Annotated in this window: 14 protein-coding genes; 8 read left to right on the top strand and 6 right to left on the bottom strand. The window is 66.7% G+C overall.

Annotation, left to right across the window (positions count from 1 at the left end; all coding sequences use genetic code 11):
- Positions 1-33 precede the first annotated feature (33 nt).
- The 4 genes from EYS42_RS16410 to EYS42_RS16395 are packed head-to-tail and all read right to left on the bottom strand — an operon-like array spanning position 34 to position 7,783.
- Positions 34-1,056: a DUF6708 domain-containing protein gene (locus tag EYS42_RS16410; protein WP_130969286.1), complete on the bottom strand. Its 1,023-nt coding sequence runs from the start codon at positions 1,054-1,056 to the stop codon at positions 34-36.
- A complete protein-coding gene (locus tag EYS42_RS16405) occupies positions 1,053-3,983 on the bottom strand; it encodes a T6SS effector BTH_I2691 family protein (protein WP_130969285.1) in 2,931 nt (976 codons plus the stop codon). The genes EYS42_RS16410 and EYS42_RS16405 overlap by 4 nt, the downstream gene beginning before the upstream one ends.
- 21 nt (positions 3,984-4,004) lie before the next feature.
- Positions 4,005-4,841, bottom strand: a complete 837-nt coding sequence (locus EYS42_RS16400) for a DUF4123 domain-containing protein (protein ID WP_165456832.1) — start codon at positions 4,839-4,841, stop codon at positions 4,005-4,007.
- 44 nt (positions 4,842-4,885) lie between these two features.
- Entirely contained in the window at positions 4,886-7,783 is a 2,898-nt protein-coding gene (locus tag EYS42_RS16395) for a type VI secretion system Vgr family protein (RefSeq protein WP_130969283.1), read from the bottom strand.
- 290 nt (positions 7,784-8,073) lie between these two features.
- On the opposite strand from EYS42_RS16395, the gene EYS42_RS16390 reads away from it, so the two are divergent.
- The 7 genes from EYS42_RS16390 to EYS42_RS16360 all read left to right on the top strand — a co-directional run bounded on the left by EYS42_RS16390 (position 8,074) and on the right by EYS42_RS16360 (position 16,027).
- The gene (locus tag EYS42_RS16390; RefSeq protein ID WP_130969282.1) at positions 8,074-8,931 is read left to right on the top strand and encodes a gamma-glutamyl-gamma-aminobutyrate hydrolase family protein; all 858 of its coding nucleotides are present in this window, start codon (positions 8,074-8,076) and stop codon (positions 8,929-8,931) included.
- Positions 8,932-8,956: 25 nt separating this feature from the next.
- Positions 8,957-10,321, top strand: a complete 1,365-nt coding sequence (locus EYS42_RS16385; protein ID WP_130969281.1) for a glutamine synthetase family protein — start codon at positions 8,957-8,959, stop codon at positions 10,319-10,321.
- A gap of 148 nt (positions 10,322-10,469) precedes the next feature.
- Positions 10,470-11,582, top strand: a complete 1,113-nt coding sequence (locus EYS42_RS16380) for a polyamine ABC transporter substrate-binding protein (protein WP_130969280.1) — start codon at positions 10,470-10,472, stop codon at positions 11,580-11,582.
- On the top strand, positions 11,582-12,709 hold the full coding sequence (locus tag EYS42_RS16375) for an ABC transporter ATP-binding protein (protein ID WP_130969279.1): 1,128 nt from the start codon (positions 11,582-11,584) through the stop codon (positions 12,707-12,709). Before EYS42_RS16380 ends, EYS42_RS16375 begins: the two co-directional genes overlap by 1 nt.
- A 30-nt stretch (positions 12,710-12,739) precedes the next feature.
- Positions 12,740-13,642, top strand: coding sequence for an ABC transporter permease (locus EYS42_RS16370; RefSeq protein ID WP_425358909.1), 903 nt, complete (start codon positions 12,740-12,742; stop codon positions 13,640-13,642).
- Positions 13,639-14,502, top strand: coding sequence for an ABC transporter permease (locus EYS42_RS16365; RefSeq protein WP_245503684.1), 864 nt, complete (start codon positions 13,639-13,641; stop codon positions 14,500-14,502). Before EYS42_RS16370 ends, EYS42_RS16365 begins: the two co-directional genes overlap by 4 nt.
- A gap of 43 nt (positions 14,503-14,545) precedes the next feature.
- Complete coding sequence (locus tag EYS42_RS16360; protein ID WP_130969277.1) at positions 14,546-16,027, top strand: DUF3138 family protein; 1,482 nt, start codon at positions 14,546-14,548, stop codon at positions 16,025-16,027.
- Between the two features lie 36 nt (positions 16,028-16,063).
- Here EYS42_RS16360 and EYS42_RS16355 read toward each other — a convergent pair whose 3' ends face one another.
- On the bottom strand, positions 16,064-16,684 hold the full coding sequence (locus EYS42_RS16355) for a ParA family protein (RefSeq protein WP_130969276.1): 621 nt from the start codon (positions 16,682-16,684) through the stop codon (positions 16,064-16,066).
- Positions 16,685-16,804: 120 nt separating this feature from the next.
- Between EYS42_RS16355 and EYS42_RS16350 the strand changes: the two genes are divergently transcribed.
- Complete coding sequence (locus EYS42_RS16350; protein ID WP_130969275.1) at positions 16,805-18,340, top strand: aldehyde dehydrogenase; 1,536 nt, start codon at positions 16,805-16,807, stop codon at positions 18,338-18,340.
- An 8-nt stretch (positions 18,341-18,348) separates the two neighbouring features.
- Here EYS42_RS16350 and EYS42_RS16345 read toward each other — a convergent pair whose 3' ends face one another.
- On the bottom strand, positions 18,349-20,955 hold the full coding sequence (locus tag EYS42_RS16345) for a GGDEF domain-containing protein (protein ID WP_130969274.1): 2,607 nt from the start codon (positions 20,953-20,955) through the stop codon (positions 18,349-18,351).
- Positions 20,956-20,996: the final 41 nt, after the last annotated feature.

Genomic DNA, 20,996 nt, shown 5'->3' with positions numbered 1-20,996 from the left:
GACAGTGACGAGACGTTCTTGAGTCTGTGACGTTCACGCTCTGCGTCCGCTTGCCCTGTTGTCTGAGTGTGCGTAGACATGCTCAGGGGACAACGGCGGCCCCACCTTGTCTAGCACATCCCGCGGCCACTGCACCGGATAGGCGGTCTTGTAGCTGGCCCAGTTGGTGGTGGCCATCAACAGGGCCAGCGGGAACATCACGGGTGAGAACAAGTGAACGATCAGCATCCAGCCCCAGCTCTCGCGCCAGCGATTGACATAGCCAGGACCGAACACGCTGACCGCGCCCAGGCTGTCCCACCAAGTCACGGGCACGCTGGTGTCGGCCAGTTGTTCGCCCGGTGGCAGGGCCGGGCCGTTGTCGTTCATATACCGGCGCACGTGTTCCCACACGCGCGGCGTGCTGAACTCGGTGAGCACTTTGCCGTCACCCAGGGCGAAGCCGTCCACGTAGGGGGGAGTGTTTTCGGGGGTGATGGGTCCTGTGAAATCTCCAGGATTCTTGTCGCGCACCATCAGCGCCAACGTGTGTTGCCTGCTGGCAGAGCTGCCCGTGGTGTAGGTCGTCACGCCATGCTCGGCGACGATGTCGTCCCAATCGTGCTCGATAACGGTTACTTGACGGCGTCGTGTGGTGCGGCCTTTTTCGTCCAGATCCTCGACAAGTCGGTAGACCTTGCGACGTTCGCGATCAAAGAGGATAGGCAGGTCCAGCGGCTTGAAAAACTCCAGGCGACCGAAAAAGTAAAGAGCGAAGAGGCCGACGGTTGAAAAGACGATGAAACCCGGGAGGTCAACGACAAAATCCGTCCAATGGGCATCGTTTTGAATTGCGCGAAGCATTGAATCAAGCAACAACCAACAGAAGAATCCTGCCCCCAACGCAGTGAGAACTCCTCCAAACAGGAATGCCACCCCCCTCGATTTTTTGCTCGATGTCGTGTACTCGACAGCATCCCGGTACACGCCACGAACCCACCCGTTGGTGGTGGCCTCGGGCGCAGCAGCACGATCATGCTCATACACCCACTGGGGCTTCTTCGCGGCAGCACTCATGCGGCTTGCGCCTCTTTAGTTGTGGACTCTGAAGCCAGGCCCAGGGCCTCGTACAGAGCCTTATCCTGCTCCTTCAGCGTCATGAACTTCTGCCCCTCCGGACCTTTGCCAAATGGCGTTTGCCGAGCCCAGGCTTCCACCTGGGTGGGTTCCAGCAATGCAGCACTGACCGATGTCACGATACCCACGCCCAGCAACACCCAGCCAGCCACCGGAATCCAGGCGCCTGCAACAGTGGCCGCCGCCATGCGGGTTGCAGCACCTTGAACTACTCGCCCGCCAACACTGCGTGCAGCAAGATAGGAGAGGGTGCCTGCTGCGATTGGGGAACCTGCGGCAAGCGCTGTCCCGCCGAACATAACCATCGCTACACGGTGCAGAACAAAAACCGAACGAAGACCTTTTTCTTTCGCGTCCTCCGCCTTTAGATAGCTCACATACCCATTCAAGAACCCCCCAAACACCCCCGCCACTTGCGCCCCGAACTTCAGCGCATGGATGGAGTTGATCGCCACGTTCCCCGCAGCCGCCCCACGCTGCAAGTTCATCGTCTCGCCCGCCGCGCGCAGGCTGTCCAGACTGCCCGCCACCAGACCGCCGATGCTGTCCATGTAGCCCAGTCTGGCGTCGCGCAGTTTCTTTTCTTTGTCTGCGCGGTCAGCCGCATCGCTGGCTTTGGCGAGGTTGGCTTCAGCCGCCGCCACCGCTTGTGTGCCGTTGATGATGCCGATGGTCTGCACGATCACGCTGGCCAGCGCCAGCCGTCCGTCGATGCTCATGGCCATGGCCTTGGTGCCCTGCGGAATGGCTGCCCGGATGCTGCCGCCAATTTTTCTGGCTTCTTCCACCTGCTGCGCAAACAGCGCCGCTCCTTGCTGAGGCGTCAGGCCCGTCGCCGCGTTGAGCACGATCAGGCCTGTGGCGCCGCCCGCCGCGCTGGCTTTGGCGGCCAGCGCCGTACCGGCTTGGCGACCATGTGCCACTTCAACGCCATCGCCACCTGCCAGCAGGGCTTGCACATCCACAGGCCCTTTGCGCAGCCGCTCGGTGTCGGTCAGCACCGTCACCCGTTGCCTGCCGCCTGGGCGCGCGCCTTGCCAGCCTTGCGCCTCGCCGTTTGCGCCGGCTATGGCGCGATTGACCAGGCCTTGGTCCACCCAGAAACTCGCCAGCACGGGCCGCACCACCTTTTGAGTCATGGCGGTTTTGAGCGCCGTGTCCATGCCGCCGAACCAGGCCGCAGCGTTCGTCGCCAGCGCCGCCACTTTGGGGTGCTTGGCGAGTGCGTCGGCGCCCTCCAGCGCCACGTAACTGCCCGCAGCCGCAGCCAGGTTGTTCATGGGGCCCATGGCAAAGCCGATGGTGGCATCTGCGAGCCAGCTGTACTTCACCTTGAAGCGCTCACCCGTCACGTCGAGCAAGCCCTTGATGAAGTCCACCGACTTGTCGCGCATCCCGTCACCGTTGGGGTCGCCAGCCAGTTGGGTGCCCAGTGCGCCCAATAGATCCTTTTGGTTGGCCGCCATGGCACGAACCAAAAATGCTTGAGGGTCATCTGGGGCCTTGAGGTAGGCAGCCATGTACGCATCAAGCAGTGGCACCGATGTCTTGGGCGGCGGGCCATCAATGAGGGCCACTTCGCGCAGGTAGGTGGCGCCTGGGCTGTGGTCTTGCGCGGTCCCGGGGCGGTTGCGATCCTCGTCATCGAAGTGCTGCACGAAGTACCGGGCCACGGCCGCATGGTCACGGCCGGCCAGCCATTGCCTTTCGTAGGGCTCAAGCGCTTTGCGGGTTTTTTCTTCGAGTGCTTGCACCCACTTCACACTGGCCTGTGGGTCGTAGCCTTTCTCGATCTCAGCCTTGGCGCGCGCCTTGAACGCAGGTGTTTGCAGCCGAAGTTGCTCACGTGCCTTCGGGGTCCACATGCGACCCATTTGCTGCGGGCTGGGGCGCTCGTTGTCATTCAGCGGCACCCAGGCAGCGTCCTGCATCCGCAATGGGCTGGATTTCTGCAGTGACTCAAAGCTGGCTTTGCTCAGCACCGGCGCCACGTTGTTCACGGCTCGGAGGTCGGCGACGTTGTTGCTCAATCCTTCGAGTGTAAAGTGGCTTTGTAGCTTGTGCTGATCCGTGGGTGACAACTGGAGACCCAGGCGATCAGCCGTCAGCCGCAAGGCATTGAGCTCAGCCGCATAGCCCACCGGGTCAGGCAAGACCACGGCCAGCTCGCGGCCCTTGGTCTTGGCATGGTGGGATGCTGCCTTGTGCAAGGTCTCTGCCATGTGCTTGGTGCCATCGCCCCCCGCCAGGCTGTTGAACGGAAAGGCCGGGGCTGCGTATTTGAGTGCACTGCACTCCAGCACCTGACTGCGCAGGCTGGCTTCATCGGGCTTGAAGGCCGGGGCCTTGGCCTCACCCAGCTTGATTTCGACCATGGCCTGCGGGTTGGCCTTGTTCTGCCGCTTGAGCTTGGCGCTCCACAGGTTGGCGCTGAAGGCCAGCCAGACAGACTGGCCCATCAGCTCATGCGCGTCGGGGATCTGGATGAGTTTGAAGCCTGAGGCGTTGTGGCCGCTGCGGCTGCACACGGCGCTGGCCGATGGCGTGGTGAACAAGGGGTGGCTTTGGGCCAGCAGGTCGCCCTCGTCGGTCACCCGCCAGGTGTGCCAGGCCTTGCTGGGCACCTGGCCAGTGTCGCGGGTGGGAACGTACAGGTGCACATAGCCTGCCCGCAGCAGGCGCAGCACGGGCCTGCTTTGCTGAAGCCCTGCGGGCACGAAGGGGCTGACCAATGCGGTGTCAGCTGCGACCTTGTCGGCTCCTGCGGGCCGCAGCTTGGCATCGTTGGCCAGCGGGCTGGGGCGAAGCAGCAGCAGCGACAGGCTGCTCTTTTGGCAGTGCTTGCAGTCTGGATGAAGCGAGGTCATGCCGACGGTCTTCCTGAAAGGTCAAGTTTGCGGCCCGAGTCCTGGCGTCATGGCCAGGGTTGGGGCGCATGCCGCCTGCCATTGGGCGGCGCCGATGGATGCCCAGCGAGACGGGGGGGCGCAGTCGGGCTGCGTCAGTTGGTGCGCAATGTGGTGGGCCATCTGCCGGTGGATGCTGGGGCCTTGGTCCATCAGCTGCCATTGCTGTGGAGTGAACACCGGCAGCGGTGGTGCCGGTGCTCCCAAGGGCAGCTCGTCAGCAAGGGCTGCGGGTGCAGGCCCGCTCAGTGATGCCCAAGCCGCATGGGCATCCAGCCAGTGCCAGTGCTGCACCAGAGGCAGGCTGGCCGTCAGGGCCACCTTGCCCAGCACGTGCGTGGTCAGGCCCAGCACCCGGCGGTCAGCCAACCGCAGGTAGCGTGCCTGGGTGGGCAGCTGGGTGCGCAGGCGCAGCAGCGTGCTCAGGTGGTCCGCCAGGGCCTGTCCATGGGCTGCGCTTTGAAGCCAGCCGCCCACACGGTGGGGCACTGAGATGGGGGCGTCGCCCTGCCAGGTTTGAACCGTCTCTTGAATGGCCCATTGCACGCTGGCGTCCAGCCAGGGGTCGCTGGCGCCGGTCAGCTCGACCAGGTAAGGCGCCAGCGCGGTGTCCATGGGCAAGCCCACCGGCAGCTGAAGGGCAAAGGTCGGGCGCTGCCAGGCTTCTGTCCTTGCGCTGTTGATGGCTTCGTCAGGTAACCCTTCGTCGAGCGGAGCGGGCAAAACAGGATCGCCCAGCAACGGGTCGATCAGGAGGTAAAGCCCGGCACCAGCGGTTTGCAGTGCGGCCGGTTGCGCCGCGAGCCTTGCAGCGGTCAATTCGTCGATGCAGGCTTCTGCATCCCATGGTGCGGTGGGCTGTGTCACAAGGCACTGGCCCCCTGGCCAGCTGCCTCAGCGGCTGCGCTGGGGCAGCCTTTGATGGCGGCCGCCTTCTTCAACGCCACCCCCGCCGAAGCACCCCTCCCACCCGTCAACTCCTTCATGCTCGCCTTGAAGCTGGCCGTGCCCGTGGTCCCGATCTCGATGTTCCCGCCCTCGATCTTGATGTAGCTGCCGCCGCCGTTCAGCACGATGCGTTCGGGCGCCGTGATCACCACGTCGGCGCTGGTGCTCTGCAGGTCAATGCCCTTCAACGCGGTCAGGGTGAAGGGCCCGCTTTGGGCCTCGGTGCGCACGTTGCCGCTGGCGGCGTGCATTTTCAAGCCGGTGTCCTGCACGCCGCGTTCGGTGTTTTTGGCCTCGCCGCGGGTGAACAGGCTGATGCCGTTTTTGACGGCCCAGGCCTGGTGGCGCTGGGCGGTCAGGTTGGTGTCGCCGGTGGTGCTCAGGCTGCTGTGGCTGCCGGTGGCCACCACGGTGTGGGCCGGGGTCAGGCTGGCGATGTCGGCGGCGGCGTTGAACACCAGGTCAGGGCGGCCCAGGGTGGGGATGCGGCCTGTGCCGCCGCCCATGGCAGTGCCGTCTCCGCCCTCGGCGCCTGCTTGCTGCTCGGTGGCGCTCAGGCTGTGCACGGTGGCCTGCAGGGCCGTGTGGGCGTTCAGCTGGGCGGCGTCGGGCTCGGCAGGCAGGTCGGCGTGGTGGGCGCGCGCGTTGGCGGCCAGGGCCTTGAGCAGTTCGGCTTGGCTGCGCAGTTGCTGCGCGGCTTCGGGGGCGTCGGTGGGCTGGCCGTTGGGGCTGCCGGTGCCTTGGCGGCGCGCATGGGTGCTCAGGTGCAGGCCACTGCCGGCGCGCAGGGCGCCCTGGGCGAGGGTGTGCAGCTCCAGCCCGTGGCCGCGGGGCGCCAGGCGCTGGTTGTCGTGCTGTTGCAGCAGGTGGCCCAGTTGCAGCCAGGTCTGGCGCTGGCTGGTGTGGGCCAGCACGCGGCCTTGGCCCGGGGTGTCGTCCATAACCAGCTGGTTGTGGCCGCCCAGGCCGCTCTGGCTGGTGTCCAGAGCCTGGCTTTTGAAGCCGCTCAGGCTGCTGGTGTGGGCGTGCCCTTCGTGCGGGCCCTGGCGCTGCTCGCCCGGGAACCAGGCGGGGGCATTGCCGGTGGCGTTCACGGCCCCTTGGGCCACTTCGTTGCCTTGTGCGTCGGCCATGCCCTGGCCGTTGTAGGCGGCGCCCACCACCACGGGGCGGTCGGCATCGCCTTCCAGAAAGGCCACCAGCACTTCCTGGCCCAGGCGGGGCTGGAACACAGCGCCCCAGTTGGCACCGGCCCAATTCTGGGCCACGCGCACCCAGGTGCCGGCGCTGTCGTCGCCGGGGGCATTGCTGGCCTCAAGCGCGGTGCTGGGGTGGCTCAGCCGGTGGCTGCCCTGCGCGCCACGTTGCCAGTGCAGCTGCACCTTGATGCGGCCGTCGCGGTCAGTGTGCAGTGGGTCTTGCAGGCCCACCACCAGGGCGGTCTGCAGGCCACCCAGGGGCGGGTGGGTGTTCAGCGCTTGGGGGGCCGGGCGCACGGGCACCTGGGCCGGTTGCGCCGTGAAGCGGGCCTGGTAAACCGGCACGGCCTCGGCGGCCGCCGCGGGTGAAGCAGGGGCCGACCGGACGGCGCTGCGCCCGCTCAGCCAGGTGCCCAGGCCCAGCAGGTGCTGCAGGCCGGCTTGCGCATCAGCCCGCAGGTTGTTGCGCGCTTCGTGGTGCACGCTCAGCACCACGAACTCGTCGCCCGCGTGGCGGGGGTGGTCGTGCAGCGCAAAGCGGGTGGCCGGGGCCAGGGTGCGCACGGTGCCCACGCCTTCAAAGCGCAGGCGTTCGGCGTCGAAAGCCTGCAGCTGGCGGGTGGCGGCCAGCGCCGCTTGCTGCGGGCTTTCGAAAGCGTAAGTGCCGGGCTGGTCCAGGTGGCGCAGCGGCATGGGCTGGGCGTGTTGCCCGTCGGTGTCGGCTTGGGCCTGATGGGCCTGCACCTCGCGGTAGTCCCAGCTGGCGTGGGCCAGGGTGCTGGGGCCCACGCGGCGCACGGCCTTCCAGCGTGACACGCTGTCTTCGGGCAGCACGGCACTGGCCTGGGTGTAGCGCACCTGGGCCTGGGCGTTGGGCTGCAAGGCGCCCGGGTGGTCGGCGATCACCAGGGTGTGCTGGCCCAAGGTGGGCGTGCCGGGGGCGCCCTCGTGTTCGAACCAGGCGAACAGCCCGTGCCACTGCAGGGTGCGCTGCAAAAAGGCCAGGTCGGTTTCGTCGTGCTGGGTGTACAGCGACAGGGCGGGGTAGGCACTGGCGTCGGCCAGCTCCCAGCGCACCCGGGGCAGCAGGGCGCCCTGGCTCTGGTAGTCGGCCATCAGCTGGTCGACCACGCCTTGCACGCTCAGGCCCTGGTAGGCCCAGGCGTCGGCTCGGTGCTGCATGAAGGCCGTGAAGGGCTCGACCACCAGCCGGTAACGTGCCAGGCCGCCGTCACTGCCCAGCAGTTCAAAGCGCGTGACATGGCCGTGGAAGGGGCGCAGCGCGGTGCGGCTGTGGGCCGTCAGCAATTCCAGTAGCACGGGCTGGCCCAGCAGGGCGCTGGCCTGCAGGTGGGCCGACTGGCTCAGGGCCAGCACTTCCAGGCGGGTGCCGAAATGTGGGGCCCCGCCGCCACCATCGGCCCCTGCAGGACCAATGTGTTCACTGACCTGGGCTTCTTCGGCCATCAGCACGTCGGCGCCCAGGGGCGTGTGCAGGCGCAGCACGCGTGCGTGCTGGTGTTCGCCCTGGCTGTGCAGAAATGCCAGCACCTCATCGACCAGGCGTGAGGTGTCGGCCCCCAGCAAAGGCCGGAGGTCGGAAAGGTCGGTCATGCGGCCTGCCCTGAAATATGTGTTTTGAATCGGGTGCCGACCTTACCGGAAAACACCTGCCCTGGCGCCGGGGCTCCCTCCCAGGGGGGCCGCTTGCCCAGGGGCAATGTGCAAGCAAATGTGTGGTGTTTGGCTGGGTGTGAATGGACGCCGTGGTGCCGGCCCTGGCGCCGGGTGCTCCCCGGGGCTTCCCGAAAGGCTGTGGCGTTTTCCGAAAAGCCCGTGTCGGGCATGCGTCATCGGCGTTGACAAGCGCATGGCCTTTGGCACACTGGCTCCAAGGACTCGGTATGAACTCCGCCCCAAACCCACGCCAGCCTGTGGTGCTGGTGCCGGCTTGCCAGCGCCAGCTGGGCCGTCACCCCTTCCATGTGGCCGGTCAGAAATACGTCGATGCCATTCGCCTGGCCGGTTGTGTGCCCCTGGTGGTGCCTGCGGCTCAGCTGCATGAGTTGCCCACCCTGATGGCGCTGGCCGACGGCCTGCTGCTCAGCGGTTCGCCGTCCAATGTGCATCCCAGCCATTTCGGCGAAGCCGTGCACAACCCGGCCTTGCCGCTCGACCCCGCCCGCGATCACTTCACCCTGCCGGCCATTCGTCAGGCCCTGGCCCTGGGCATGCCGCTGTTTGGCATCTGCCGGGGCTTTCAGGAGGTGAATGTGGCGCTGGGGGGCAGCCTGCACCAGGCCGTGCACGAGCAGCCGGGCCTGAACGACCACCGCGCGGCGGCCGATGCGCCGGTCGAAGTCGAATACGGTTTCTCTCACCCCGTGCAGGCCACACCGGGCGGCCTGATCGACCACACCCTGGCGGGCCTGCCCGAGGTGCAGCAGGGCCACTTCATGGTCAACAGCGTGCACGGGCAGGGCATCAAGGCCCTGGCGCCGGGGCTGGCGGTCGAAGCCACGGCACCTGACGGCCTGGTCGAAGCCTTCCGCCATGTCGGCACGGCGCGGGCCCCCGCGCAGCCGGGTGCCTTCAGCCTGTGCGTGCAGTGGCACCCCGAATGGCAGGCCGCACAGAACCCCGTGTCGGTGCGTTTGTTCGAGCGCTTTGGCGAGGCTTGCCGCGCCTACCTGGCCCGCAAGCAGGCCGACCGCTCATCGACCCGACCCGAACCTGGCCTGCACCCCGTGATGCGGGCCTGAAACACTCAACCCCCAGGAGCCTCCCATGTCAGCCCGCGTGCCCACCACCTTCAGTGACCTGGAACACTGGCTGAACGAACGGAGAGTCACCGAGATCGAATGCCTGGTGCCCGACCTGACCGGCGTGGCCCGCGGCAAGATCCTGCCGCGCGAAAAGTTCACCGAGGACCGCGGCATGCGCCTGCCCGAAGGCATCGTGGCCATCGGCGTGACAGGTAACTTCCCCGACAGCGGCCCGTATTACGACGTGATCACGCCCACCGACCGCGACATGCACCTGCGGCCGGACCCCACCACGGCGCGCATCGTGCCCTGGGCCACCGACCCCACGGCCCAGGTCATCCACGACTGTTTCGACCGCGAGGGCAGCCTCATCCCCTACGCCCCGCGCTCGGTGCTCAAGCGCGTGTGCCAGCTCTATGCCGACCAGGGCTGGACCCCGGTGGTGGCCCCCGAGCTGGAGTTCTACCTGATCGAGCGCAGTGCCGACCCCAACACGCCGCTGCGCCCGCCACGCGGCCGTTCGGGCCGCTTCGAGACCTCGCGACAGGCTTACAGCATCGACGCCGTCAACGAGTTCGACCCGCTGTTCGAAGACATCTACGACTACTGCGAGAAGATGGGCCTGAACGTGGACACCCTGATCCACGAAGTGGGTGCCGGCCAGATGGAGATCAACTTCTTCCACGACCACCCGCTGGGCCTGGCCGACGAGGTGTTCTTCTTCAAGCGCACCATCCGCGAGGCCGCCTTGCGCCACGAGATGTACGCCACCTTCATGGCCAAGCCCATGGCCAACGAGCCGGGCAGCGCCATGCACGTGCACCAGAGCGTGCTCGATGCCAGCGGGCAGAACCTGTTCAGCAACCCCGATGGCAGCCCGTCGAAAGCCTTCTACTGGTTCATTGGTGGCCTGCAGCGGTATGTGCCCGCGGCCATGGCCCTGTTCGCGCCCTATGTGAACAGTTACCGGCGCCTGGTGCGCTCCACCGCCGCGCCGATCAACATCCAGTGGGGCTCGGACAACCGCACGGTGGGTTTTCGCTCGCCCGTGGCGCCACCGGCGGCGCGCCGCATCGAGAACCGCGTGATCGGGGCCGACGCCAACCCCTACGTGGCCCTGGCCGCCACCCTGGCCTGCGGCTACCTGGGCATCGTCAAGCAGATCGAGCCCACGCCCGAATGCCGGGGGGATGCCTACCTGGGCGACTACGGCCTGCCCCGCAGCCTGGGCGAGGCCCTGGCCACTTTGCGTGACGAGACCGACCTGGCCGACATCCTGGGCCATGACTTCGTGACCGTGTACACCGAGATCAAAGAAGTGGAGTACGCCGAGTTCATGAAGGTGATCTCGCCCTGGGAGCGCGAACACCTGCTGCTGCACGTGTGACGACTCGCCCCAATGGGGGTGTGTCTCGCGTGAAGGCCTGGGGTTTGCGGCGCAAGCGCAACGCCGCGGGCGCACATCTTGCAAGTGCCCGGGGGCGGCCGCATGATCGGTTGCACACTTGAAAGCTTCGCCTCTGGAGACGGAAGACATGACCCTGACCACCCCCTGGAAGCTGGCCCCCCTGGCCGTGGCCGCCACCTTCAGCCTGCTGGGCACGGCCCACGCGCAGGAAGAGAAGGTGCTCAACGTCTACAACTGGTCGAACTACATCGCACCGGACACCATCGCCAACTTCGAGAAGGAAACGGGCATCAAGGTCCGTTACGACAACTTCGACAACAACGAGATCGTGCACGCCAAGCTGGTGGCCGGCAAGACGGGCTACGACGTGGTGGTGCCCTCTTCGTATTGGGCCAGGCTGCAGATGGACGGCGGCCTGCTGCAAAAGCTCGACAAGAGCAAGCTGCCCAACCTCAAGAACCTCGACCCGGCCTTTCAGGCGCAACTGGGCCGGCTCGACCCGGGCAACCAGTACATGGTGAACTGGTTGTGGGGTTACACCACGGTGGGCATCAACGTCGACAAGGTCAAGGCCGCGCTGGGCAGCACACCCATGCCCGACAACGTGTGGGACCTGTTCTTCAAGCCCGAGTACATCAGCAAGCTCAAGGGCTGCGGCGTGTCGGTGCTCGACTCGGCCACGGAGCTGATCCCGGCCGCGCTGCACTACCTGGGCAAGCCCGCCTACAGCAAGAACATCGCTGATTACCAGGCCGTGCCGCCGCTGCTCAAGGCCATTCGCCCGCATGTCACGCTGTTCAGCTCCAGCGGCTACATCAACGACATGGCCAATGGCTCGATCTGCCTGGCCTTCGGCTACTCGGGTGACATCAACATCGCCAAGAACCGCGCCATCGAAGGCAAGACGGGCCAGAACATCCAGACCCTCACGCCCAAGACCGGCGGCGTGGTCTTCATGGACGTGATGGTGATCCCGGCCGATGCACCGCACCCCGAGAACGCCCACAAGTGGATCAACTACATCATGCGCCCTGATGTGCATGCGGGCCTGACCAACAAGGTGTTCTACGCCAACCCCAACCTGGCCTCGCGCAAGCTGGTCAAGCCCGAGGTGGCCAACGACCCGGCCGTGTACCCGCCCGAGGCCGCCATGGCCAAGATGGCCCAGCCTGAAGCGCTCAACAACGACATCCGTCGCCAGATGACGCGCATCTACACCTCGTTCAAGACGGGGTTGTGATGGCAGCAGGGCAGGGCGACCTGGTCATCGACCAGGTGGTCAAGGACTTCGGGGCCACCGGGGGCGCTGCCGCCTTTCGGGCGGTGGACAACGTGTCGCTGCGCGTGGCGCAGGGCGAGATCTTCGCGCTGCTGGGCTCCAGCGGCTGCGGCAAGACCACGCTGCTGCGCATGCTGGCGGGCTTTGAATCGCCCACCTCGGGCCAGATCACCCTGGGCGGCCGTGACCTCACGGCCCTGGCCCCGTTCGAGCGGCCCATCAACATGATGTTCCAGAGCTATGCGCTGTTCCCGCACCTTTCGGTGTGGGACAACATCGCATTCGGCCTGCGCCGCGAAGGCCTGCCCAAGGCCCGCGTGGCCGAGCGGGTCGAGGCCATGCTCAAGCTGGTGCAGCTGGGCAAGTTCGCCCAGCGCAAGCCGCATCAGCTGTCGGGCGGACAGCAGCAGCGCGTGGCCCTGGCCCGCAGCCTGGCCAAACAGCCGCAACTGCTGCTGCTCGACGAACCCCTGGGCGCGCTCGACAAGAAGCTGCGCGAAGAAACCCAGCTGGAGCTGGTGCAGATCCTGAAGTCGGTGGGGGTGACCTGCATGATGGTCACGCACGACCAGGAAGAGGCGATGACCATGGCCGACCGCATCGGCGTGATGAGCGAGGGCCGCATCCTGCAGGTGGGCTCGCCGCGCGAGATTTACGAAACACCGGGCAACCGCTTCGTGGCCGACTTCATCGGCCACGCGAACCTGATGGACGGCACCCTGGCGGTCGACGAGGCCGACCACTGCGAAGTGCAGTGCGCCGACGTGCGGCATTTCGTGGGCCACGGCATCACGGGCCATGAAGGCATGCCGGTGTCGGTGGCCATCCGGCCTGAAAAGATCCGCATCGACGTGCGGGCCCCCGAGCCGGCCGAGCACGCCCAGATGCCCATGAACCTGGTGCAGGGCACGGTGCGTGAGGTGGCCTACATGGGCAGCCACACGGTGTACCGCCTGCAACTGGCCAGCGGGCAGTTGCTCAAGGTCAGCCAGGGCAACACCGAGCGCCACCCCGCCACCGCCCTCAAAACAGGCGATGCCGCGTGGGCCTGGTGGGCGCCGTCGGCCCATGTGGTCCTGACGGCCTGATGCACAGAGGCGCGCCACACCATGAGCCCCATGAAATGGTCTGAACGCACCCTGATCGGTGTGCCCTACCTGTGGCTGCTGGTGTTCTTCCTGCTGCCCTTTCTGATCGTTTTGAAGATCTCCGTGTCCGAGATGGAGATGGTGAGCTTCAAGAGCCTGGTCACCTGGGTCGACGGGGTCTTGAGCGTGCAACTCAAGTTCGGCAACTACCTGTTCATCACGCAAGACGACCTGTACTTCAAGGCCTACCTGGCCAGCCTGAAGTACGCGGCCCTGACCACGGCCTGGTGCCTGCTGATCGGCTACCCCTTTGCCTACTTCATGGCGCGTGCCCCCAAGGCGGCCCAGCCGGCCCTGCTGATGATGGTGATGCTGCCTTTCTGGACCAGCTTCCTGCTGCGCGTGTACGCCTGGAAGGGCCTGCTGGGCGAGGGTGGCTGGGTGGCCGGTGTGCTCGATGCCCTGGGGGTGGACCAGTTGCTGATGGCGCTGGGCGTGATCCCCGGGCCCGGGCAGTACCTCAACACCCCGTTCTCGCTGGTGCTGGGCATGGTCTACACCTACCTGCCCTTCATGATCCTGCCGCTGTACAGCAACCTCTCGAAAATGGACATGCGCCTGCTGGAAGCGGCCGCTGACCTGGGGGCCACGCCCTGGCGCGCCTTCTGGACGGTGACGGTGCCGCTGTCGAAAGCGGGCATCGTGGCCGGCTCGATGCTGGTGTTCATTCCCTGCGTGGGCGAGTACGTGATCCCCGAACTGCTGGGCGGCCCGCAAACGCTCATGATCGGCCGCGTGCTGTGGGACGAGTTCTTCTCGAACAACGACTGGCCCATGGCCTCCAGCGTGGCCGTGCTGATGATTCTGCTGATCCTGGTGCCGCTGGCCCTGTTCAACAAGGCCCAGGCCGACGCCCAGGAGGCCCGCCGATGAGCGCCGCGCCGCCCACCTTGATGAAGCACGAACGCGTGGGCCGCTGGGTCAGCCGCCTGTGGCTGGCCGGGGGCTTTGTGTTCCTGTACCTGCCCATCGTGGCCCTGGTGGTGTATTCGTTCAACGATTCGCCATTGGCCACCCGCTGGGCTGGTTTCACGCTCGAATGGTTCCGCAAGCTGGCCCACGACACCGAGGTGCTGCAGGGCCTGTGGCTGTCGTTGAAAACCGCGTTCTACACGGCCTGTGCGGCTGTGGTGCTGGGCACGCTGGCCGCGCTCACCCTGCATCGCCACAAGCGCTTTGGCGGGCGCACGCTCATGGTGGCCATGGTCAATGCGCCGCTGGTCATGCCCGAGGTCATCGTGGGCCTGTCGTTGCTGCTGATGCTGGTGTCCATGCAGCGCTGGCTGGGCTTTCCCGACCGGGGCCTCATCACCATCTGGATGGGGCACCTGCTGGTGGGCATGGCCTACGCCACCGTGGTGATCCAGGCGCGCCTGCAAGACCTCAACCCCCAGCTGGAAGAAGCTGCGCTCGACCTGGGCGCACGCCCCGCGCAGGTGTTCTTTCTGGTCACGCTGCCCATGATCGCGCAGTCTCTGGCCTCGGCCTGGCTGCTGACCTTCACCCTCTCGCTCGACGACGTGGTGCTCTCGGCCTTCCTGTCGGGACCGGGCTCGACCACGCTGCCCCTGGTGATTTTTTCTCGCGCACGCCTGGGGGTCGACCCCAGCGTGAACGCCGTGGCCACCCTGGTGATCGCTGTGGTGGCCGTGGCCGTGATCGGCGGCAGCTATGCCCTGGCGCGTGCCGAGCGACGCCGGCAGCAGGACATGGCGGCCGCCGCGCGGGCCTGACCCTTTCAACCTCAACATCCAACACACACAAGGACGTCCAACCATGAACACCCCTTTCCGAGGAGCCCTGCTGAAGTCGCCGGTGGCGCTGGCCGCGGCCGTGTTGATGGCCGCGCTGACCCCGGGCCTGGCCCATGCCGACACCCAGTCGGAGCTGCTGCAGGAGCTGCGCGCGCTGAAGGCCCGTGTGGCCGAGCTGGAAAAGAAGGTGGCCGACCAGGCGGCGCAGCCCGCACCTGCGGCCCAGCCGGGCATGACGACCGAGCAGCTGCAGGACTTCAACCGCATCGCGGTCAAGGCCGAGGCCCTGGAAGATGCCCGTGACATGGCCGGCTTCAAGGGCTTGAAGGTCAGCGGGTACATGGATCCGACCTACATCTACAACCGCCTGCAACACCGCGGTGGCTTCCAGTTCCTGAACAACGTCAGCGACGACGGATACAACTACGACAACAGCTACTTCGGTGCCGCTGTCATCGACTTCACCAAGGAAACCGATGGGGGCTCGCGCTGGCGCCTGACCCTGGCGCCCAACCGCGGCGTCGGCACGGTGTTCAACGGCGAATCGCCGGTGCACGAGGCCTCGGTGTCGATCCCGCTGACCGACCTGCAGACGCGCTTCATCGCAGGTCAGATCCCCGACTGGTCGGGCTATGAGTACCTGCAGCCCACGTTGAACAAGCTGATCACGCACAACCTGCTGTTCGACTTCACCCTGCCCACCGCCTACACCGGCGCGGGCCTGGAGGTGGCCAGCGGCAAGTGGCTGACCAAGGCCATGGTGGCCAACGTCAACACCAGCAAGCGCCCCTCGGGCAACACGGCGCCAGCCCTGGCCTACCGGGTGGACTACGCCAAGGGCGAGTTCCAGGGCTTCGGCTTTGCCGGGGTGCATGGCCGTTTGCCGAACTTCAGTGAGGCCATCACCACCAGCAGCCTGACCGAGTTGGTGGATGCCAGCGGCACCGGACTGGGCATCTACTCGGCCAGCCAGGATGTGGTGGCCCAGAAAGATTCCTTGGCCAACCTGTTCGAGTTCGACGCTTACTTCATCCGTGGCGACTGGACCGTGCAGGGTCAGCTGAGCTACGGCCAGCAGCGCAAGGCGGCCATCACGCCCGACCCGGTCACGGGCGAGCTGCGCGATGCCGAGTGGTACGGGCTGAGCACCCTGGTGGCCTACAAGTTCGAGCCTCGCCTGGAGGGCACGGTGCGCTATGACTACCTGAACAACCGCAAGAACGGGGGCGGGCTGCTGGGCTACACGGCGGCGGACAACCGCAACGGCATTGGCCCGGGTGACCAGAACGGTGACGGTGTGATCGACAGCGGCGACGACGCCAACCGTGGCGTGAACCGCCAGGCCCTGAGCTTCGGCCTGAGCTACCTGTTCAACCTGAACACCACCTTCAAGGTCGAGTACCGACTGGACCGTGCCAGCGCAGCCATCTTCGAAGACGTGCGCCTGGGTGGCTACAAGAAGACCAACCAGCTGTTTGGCGCTTCGGTGCTGGTGTCGTTCTGACGAGTCGGCATCAACAGGAGCGCCTTCCGGCGCTCCTCAGGCCGTGTCCAGCCAGGCCGTGATGGGCGCCCACTGGGCCAGGTCTTTCTCTACCTTGGTGGCGGGCACGTCCCACAGCGTCAGGCCGTGGGCGGCCAGGTGGGCGTAGTTCTGTGTGTCACGCAGCAGGCTCAGGGCCGGCACCTGCAGCGTCTGCAGGAATTCCTGCAGGTGTTCGGTGGCCTTGGTGTGGTCCTTGATGCGGTTGCCCACCACGGCCAGCTTCACCTTGGCGCCGTGCCTGTGGGCACGCACCTGCTCGATGAAGGCCTGCGTGGGGTAGATGTCGAACACGCTGGCCTGCAGCGGGATCAGCACCCGGTCGGCCAGTTTCAGGGCCTCGTCCAGCCGCTTGCCCTGCAGGCCCGCTGGCGTGTCCAGCACCACGTGCGTCACGCCTCTGGGGGGACGGGCGATCTGTTGCGCGTCGATGTCCCAGGGCTGGATGCCTGGCAGGCCTTCAGGGCGCAGCTTCAGCCACAGCGCGGTCGATTGCTGGGGGTCGATGTCGCCCAGCATGACGGCATGCCCCTGGTGCGCCCAGTACCCGGCAATGTTGCTGCTCAGCGTGGACTTGCCCACGCCACCTTTGGGGTTGGCGATGACGATCACCGGCATGTGAAGGCGCTCCGCTTGTGTGGGGCCTTCCATGTTGCCCAAAGCAGTGTGACGGATCAAGCGTGAAGGGCCGTGTTTCGCTAGAGTGGTGGCATTGCACCGACCCCCCGGAACCACGGCATGAGCGACACCCACACCCCTCTGACCGGCCAGGCCCGCATCTGGCATGACCGTGCCCAGGCCCTGACCGACGACCGCCGGCTCGATGGCCGCGCCTGGATCAATGGCCAGCGGGTGGCCGCCCGCGACGCGCAGACCTTCGAATGCCGCTCGCCCATCGACGGGCGTTTGCTGGTGCCCGTGGCGAGGGGCCAGGCGGCGGACATCGACGCGGCCGTGCAGGGCGCCCGCCAGGCCTTCAACGACCGGCGCTGGGCAGGCAAGGCCCCGGCCATCCGCAAGCGCATCCTGTTGCGCTTTGCCGAGCTGATCAACCAGCACAAGGACGAGCTGGCCCTGCTGGAAACGCTGGACATGGGCAAGCCCATCCAGCACAGCCTGGGCGTGGACGTGCCGGCCGCGGCCCGAGCGATCGCGTGGTACGCCGAAGCCATCGACAAGGTGTACGACGAGGTGGCGCCCACGGCCGATTCGGCCCTGGCGCTCATCCAGCGCGAGCCCATGGGCGTGATCGGTGCCATCGTGCCCTGGAACTACCCTCTGATCATGGCCGCCTGGAAGCTGGGCCCGGCCCTGGCCACGGGCAATTCGGTGGTGCTCAAGCCCTCTGAAAAATCCCCGCTGACGGCGCTGCGCCTGGGGGAGCTGGCCCAGAAGGCCGGCCTGCCCGATGGCGTGCTGCAGGTGGTGCCCGGCTTCGGGCATGAGGCCGGCGAGGCCCTGGCCTTGCACATGGATGTGGACGCCATCGGTTTCACGGGCTCGACCCGCGTGGGCCGGGCCATGCTGGGCTATGCCGGGCAGAGCAACCTCAAGCGCGTGTTCAACGAGCTGGGCGGCAAGTCGGCCTTCATCGTGTTCGACGACAGCGATGCCATCGAGCGGGCGGTCGATGCCGTGGCCACGGGCATCTTCTTCAACCAGGGCGAGTCGTGCAACGCGCCGTCGCGCCTGCTGCTGCACCGTGGCATTGCCGATGACTTCGTGAAGGCCGTGGTGGCCAGGGCGGCCCGCTGGCAACCAGGCGACCCGCTCAATCCGCGCACGCAGATGGGGGCCTTGGTGGATGAAGGCCAGCTGCGCACGGTGCTGGGCTACATCGACTCGGCCCGCGAGCAGGGTGCGCACTGCCTGACCGGTGGTGAGCAGGCCCTGGCCGACACCGGGGGCTTTTACGTGCAGCCCACCGTGTTCGACCAGGTGCAGCCGGGCATGCGCATCGCGCAGGAAGAGATCTTCGGGCCGGTGCTGAGCGTGCTGCGCTTTGACACCGAGGCCGAGGCGCTGGCCCTGGCCAATGGCTCCAGCTACGGCCTGCAGGCCAGCGTGTGGAGCGCTCACATCGACCGGGCCCACCGCGTGGCGCGTGCGCTGCGCGCGGGCACCGTGCACGTGAACCAGTACGACGAGGACGACATCACCGTGCCTTTCGGCGGGTACAAGCAGTCGGGCAACGGACGCGACAAATCACTGCACGCGCTCGACAAGTACACCGAGCTCAAGACCACCTGGCTGCGCATCAACGCACGGGGCTGACCGCCCCTTCAACGCACCGGGTTGAAGGTGATGGCGCGGTTGCGGCCGCGCGCCTTGGCGTCGTACAGGGCCTCGTCGGCCATCGACAGCAGCTCGGAGGGCGACAGCGGCTTGAGGTGCGGCATCACCGTCACCACGCCGATGCTCACGGTCACATGCGGGCCCACGGTGCTGGCCTCATGCGGCAGGCGCAGCGCTTCGATGTGCTCGCACATGCGCTGGGCCCAGTCCCAGGCGTTGTGGGCCGCTTCACCGCCCAGGATCACGGCAAATTCTTCACCGCCCAGCCGTGCCAGCAGCCCGTGGCCTTCACGGGTGCAGCGCGCCAGGCCCTCGACCACGTCGCGCAGGCACTGGTCGCCCCGGGCGTGGCCGTGGTGGTCGTTGTAGCGCTTGAAGCAGTCGATGTCCACGATCATCAAGGCCATGGGGGTGCGGCTCTGCTCGGCCTGCTCCCAGCTGGCATCGAGGTCGAGCATGAACTGGCGCCGGTTGTTGATGCCGGTCAGCGGGTCGGTCAGGGCCAGGCGCTGCAGCTCTTCCGACAGCTCCTTGAGGATGGCGTGGTGGATCTGGTCACGCCGCTGCAGCAGGAAGTGCTGCTGGGCGCGCTGGTGCAGGGTGTGGCAGCCGTACAGCATCAGCACCGAAGACAGGGCCACCAGGGTGGTCGAGTCCAGGGCAATCAGCTGTTCCACCTCGCCACGGCCGCGCAGCCACAGGGCCATGGAGGCCACCACGCCCACCGCGGGCAGCGCGGCGACATGGGCGGCCTGTCGCGCGCCGATGGCCGAAAACGCCGGCACCAGGAACAGCGCAGCGGCGTACGAAAAGGCGGCGGGCGCCTGGCTGAGCGACAGCACATAGGCGGTGCTCACGCCCAGCACGGCGGCGGCGCCGGCGAACAGCCATTCGCGGGTGCGGGTGGACATGGGCGCCATCAGCGCTGCCAGAGCGCCCATCAGCGCCATCAGCGAGTATTCACGCACCTGGGTGAACAGCCGGGCGATGTCGGGCAGCAGCGAGGCGGCGTCCAGCGTCATCACCATGTAGGCGATCAGGCCCAGCAGGCCCATCAGCACCAGGTGCTGCTGGCGGGGCTTGCGGCGTGCGTCGTCGAATGCCTGTCGCAAAGGCAGCGGCAGACGCAAGCGCCACAGCGGCTGGGTCAGGGTCTTGCGGATGAGTTGCAGCTCCTCTTCCTGGGCCTGCCAGGCGGCTTGCACCGAAGCAGTGGGCGGCGCGACAGGCGCACGCGTGACGTGGCTCTGGCGCACCTGCTGCATGCGCTGCCCCAGAGCGCCCTGCATCCAGTCGTCGGCCGCTGCCACGCACTGGTTGCGACCCTGGCGTTTGGCCTCGTACATCGCGGTGTCGGCCAGCACGTACAGCTCGTCGGGCGAGACCAGGTGCCCGGCTTCAGCGGTGGCCACCCCCACGCTCAAGGTCACCACGCCGCTGGTGGGTGAGGCCCCATGGGGGATGCCTTCGCCGCGCACGGCTGCACACAGCGCACGGCCCAATGCATGCGCCTGTCTGGCATCCGTGCCGGGCAGCAACAGGGCAAACTCTTCGCCACCCAGTCGGGCTGCCGTGCCCTTGCCCAGGCGTGCATGGTCAGCCAGCACACCGGCCACCGTGCGAAGGGCTGTATCGCCCTGTGGATGGCCATGGTGGTCGTTGTAGGCCTTGAAGTGGTCCACGTCCACCATCAGCAGGCTGATCGGGCGTGGGCCTTCCAGCAGGCTGTGGTGCAGCAGTTCGTCGAAGTGGCGGCGGTTGTGCAAGCCCGTCAGGGGGTCGAGGTGGCTCTGCTTTTTGAGGCGTTGCTTCAACCCTTCAAGCTGCAGGCGCTGGTGCAGGGCCTGCTGGTGCAGCCAGTAGGTGTGTCGCTCGTGGCGTTCCAGCACGTAGTTGGCCACCAGGCTCAGGCCACCCGAGAGCCAGATCACCTTGATGTTCTCGCCCAGGATCAGGGCTTCGATGGGGTTGCGGGGCTCGACCAGCAGCGGGTAGGCCAGCATGCTGCCCAAGGTGATCACCAGGGTGTGTGTGAAACGCTGGAACACCACGGCACCCAGGTAGATGGGCAGCACGAAGAGGCTGATCGAGTGCGTGATGGCCGCGAGGTTCTGGCCTTTGAGCGTGGTCCAGAAGATCAGGGCGATCACGCCCAGGGCCTGCAGGCTGGTCAGCCAGGCCAGTGTGCGCGGGCCCACGCGAGGGCCGCGCCCGCCCCACAGGCCCAGGCCCAGCACCCACACCGTCAGTGCGATCTTCAGGGGCGTGCTTTCGGCTTGCAGTTCTGGCAGCAGCCGGGCATCGTTCACATAGCCAATCAACAGGCACACCAGGGCGAACAGCGAGCACACCATCATGTGCCGGCGGTGAGAGCCCAGGCGTGCCGACTGGTAGGCCTGTTCCAGCTCCTGTGGAAAGCGCAGGCGATTGAGGTGCCAGCTCAGGTCATCACCCCGCAGGCGTTCGGCCCGTTCGGCCACCTCGCGCACATCGGCCGAGGCGGGCTCGACCGCGTCGATGGCGCTTTCCCGGTTCAGCCGTCTGGCGAGCCGGTGCGATCTGCGGTCAAGTGGTGGTGGGGCTTCCCTGTGCATGCCGAAAGAGTCCGAGTTCTTCTCGGTTTTCGGCCTGCGCG

The organism is Aquabacterium lacunae, from assembly GCF_004310865.1.
Classification (GTDB): Bacteria; Pseudomonadota; Gammaproteobacteria; order Burkholderiales; family Burkholderiaceae_C; genus Aquabacterium; species Aquabacterium lacunae.
This window is presented reverse-complemented; position numbering and strand designations above follow the sequence as displayed.

Coding starts and splice junctions, on each gene's coding strand:
- EYS42_RS16410 (WP_130969286.1), bottom strand. CDS start 1,056: ATGAGTGCTGCCGCGAAGAAGCCCCAGTGGGTGTATGAGCATGATCGT.
- EYS42_RS16405 (WP_130969285.1), bottom strand. CDS start 3,983: ATGACCTCGCTTCATCCAGACTGCAAGCACTGCCAAAAGAGCAGCCTG.
- EYS42_RS16395 (WP_130969283.1), bottom strand. CDS start 7,783: ATGACCGACCTTTCCGACCTCCGGCCTTTGCTGGGGGCCGACACCTCA.
- EYS42_RS16390 (WP_130969282.1), top strand. CDS start 8,074: ATGAACTCCGCCCCAAACCCACGCCAGCCTGTGGTGCTGGTGCCGGCT.
- EYS42_RS16385 (WP_130969281.1), top strand. CDS start 8,957: ATGTCAGCCCGCGTGCCCACCACCTTCAGTGACCTGGAACACTGGCTG.
- EYS42_RS16380 (WP_130969280.1), top strand. CDS start 10,470: ATGACCCTGACCACCCCCTGGAAGCTGGCCCCCCTGGCCGTGGCCGCC.
- EYS42_RS16375 (WP_130969279.1), top strand. CDS start 11,582: ATGGCAGCAGGGCAGGGCGACCTGGTCATCGACCAGGTGGTCAAGGAC.
- EYS42_RS16370 (WP_425358909.1), top strand. CDS start 12,740: ATGAAATGGTCTGAACGCACCCTGATCGGTGTGCCCTACCTGTGGCTG.
- EYS42_RS16365 (WP_245503684.1), top strand. CDS start 13,639: ATGAGCGCCGCGCCGCCCACCTTGATGAAGCACGAACGCGTGGGCCGC.
- EYS42_RS16360 (WP_130969277.1), top strand. CDS start 14,546: ATGAACACCCCTTTCCGAGGAGCCCTGCTGAAGTCGCCGGTGGCGCTG.
- EYS42_RS16355 (WP_130969276.1), bottom strand. CDS start 16,684: ATGCCGGTGATCGTCATCGCCAACCCCAAAGGTGGCGTGGGCAAGTCC.
- EYS42_RS16350 (WP_130969275.1), top strand. CDS start 16,805: ATGAGCGACACCCACACCCCTCTGACCGGCCAGGCCCGCATCTGGCAT.
- EYS42_RS16345 (WP_130969274.1), bottom strand. CDS start 20,955: ATGCACAGGGAAGCCCCACCACCACTTGACCGCAGATCGCACCGGCTC.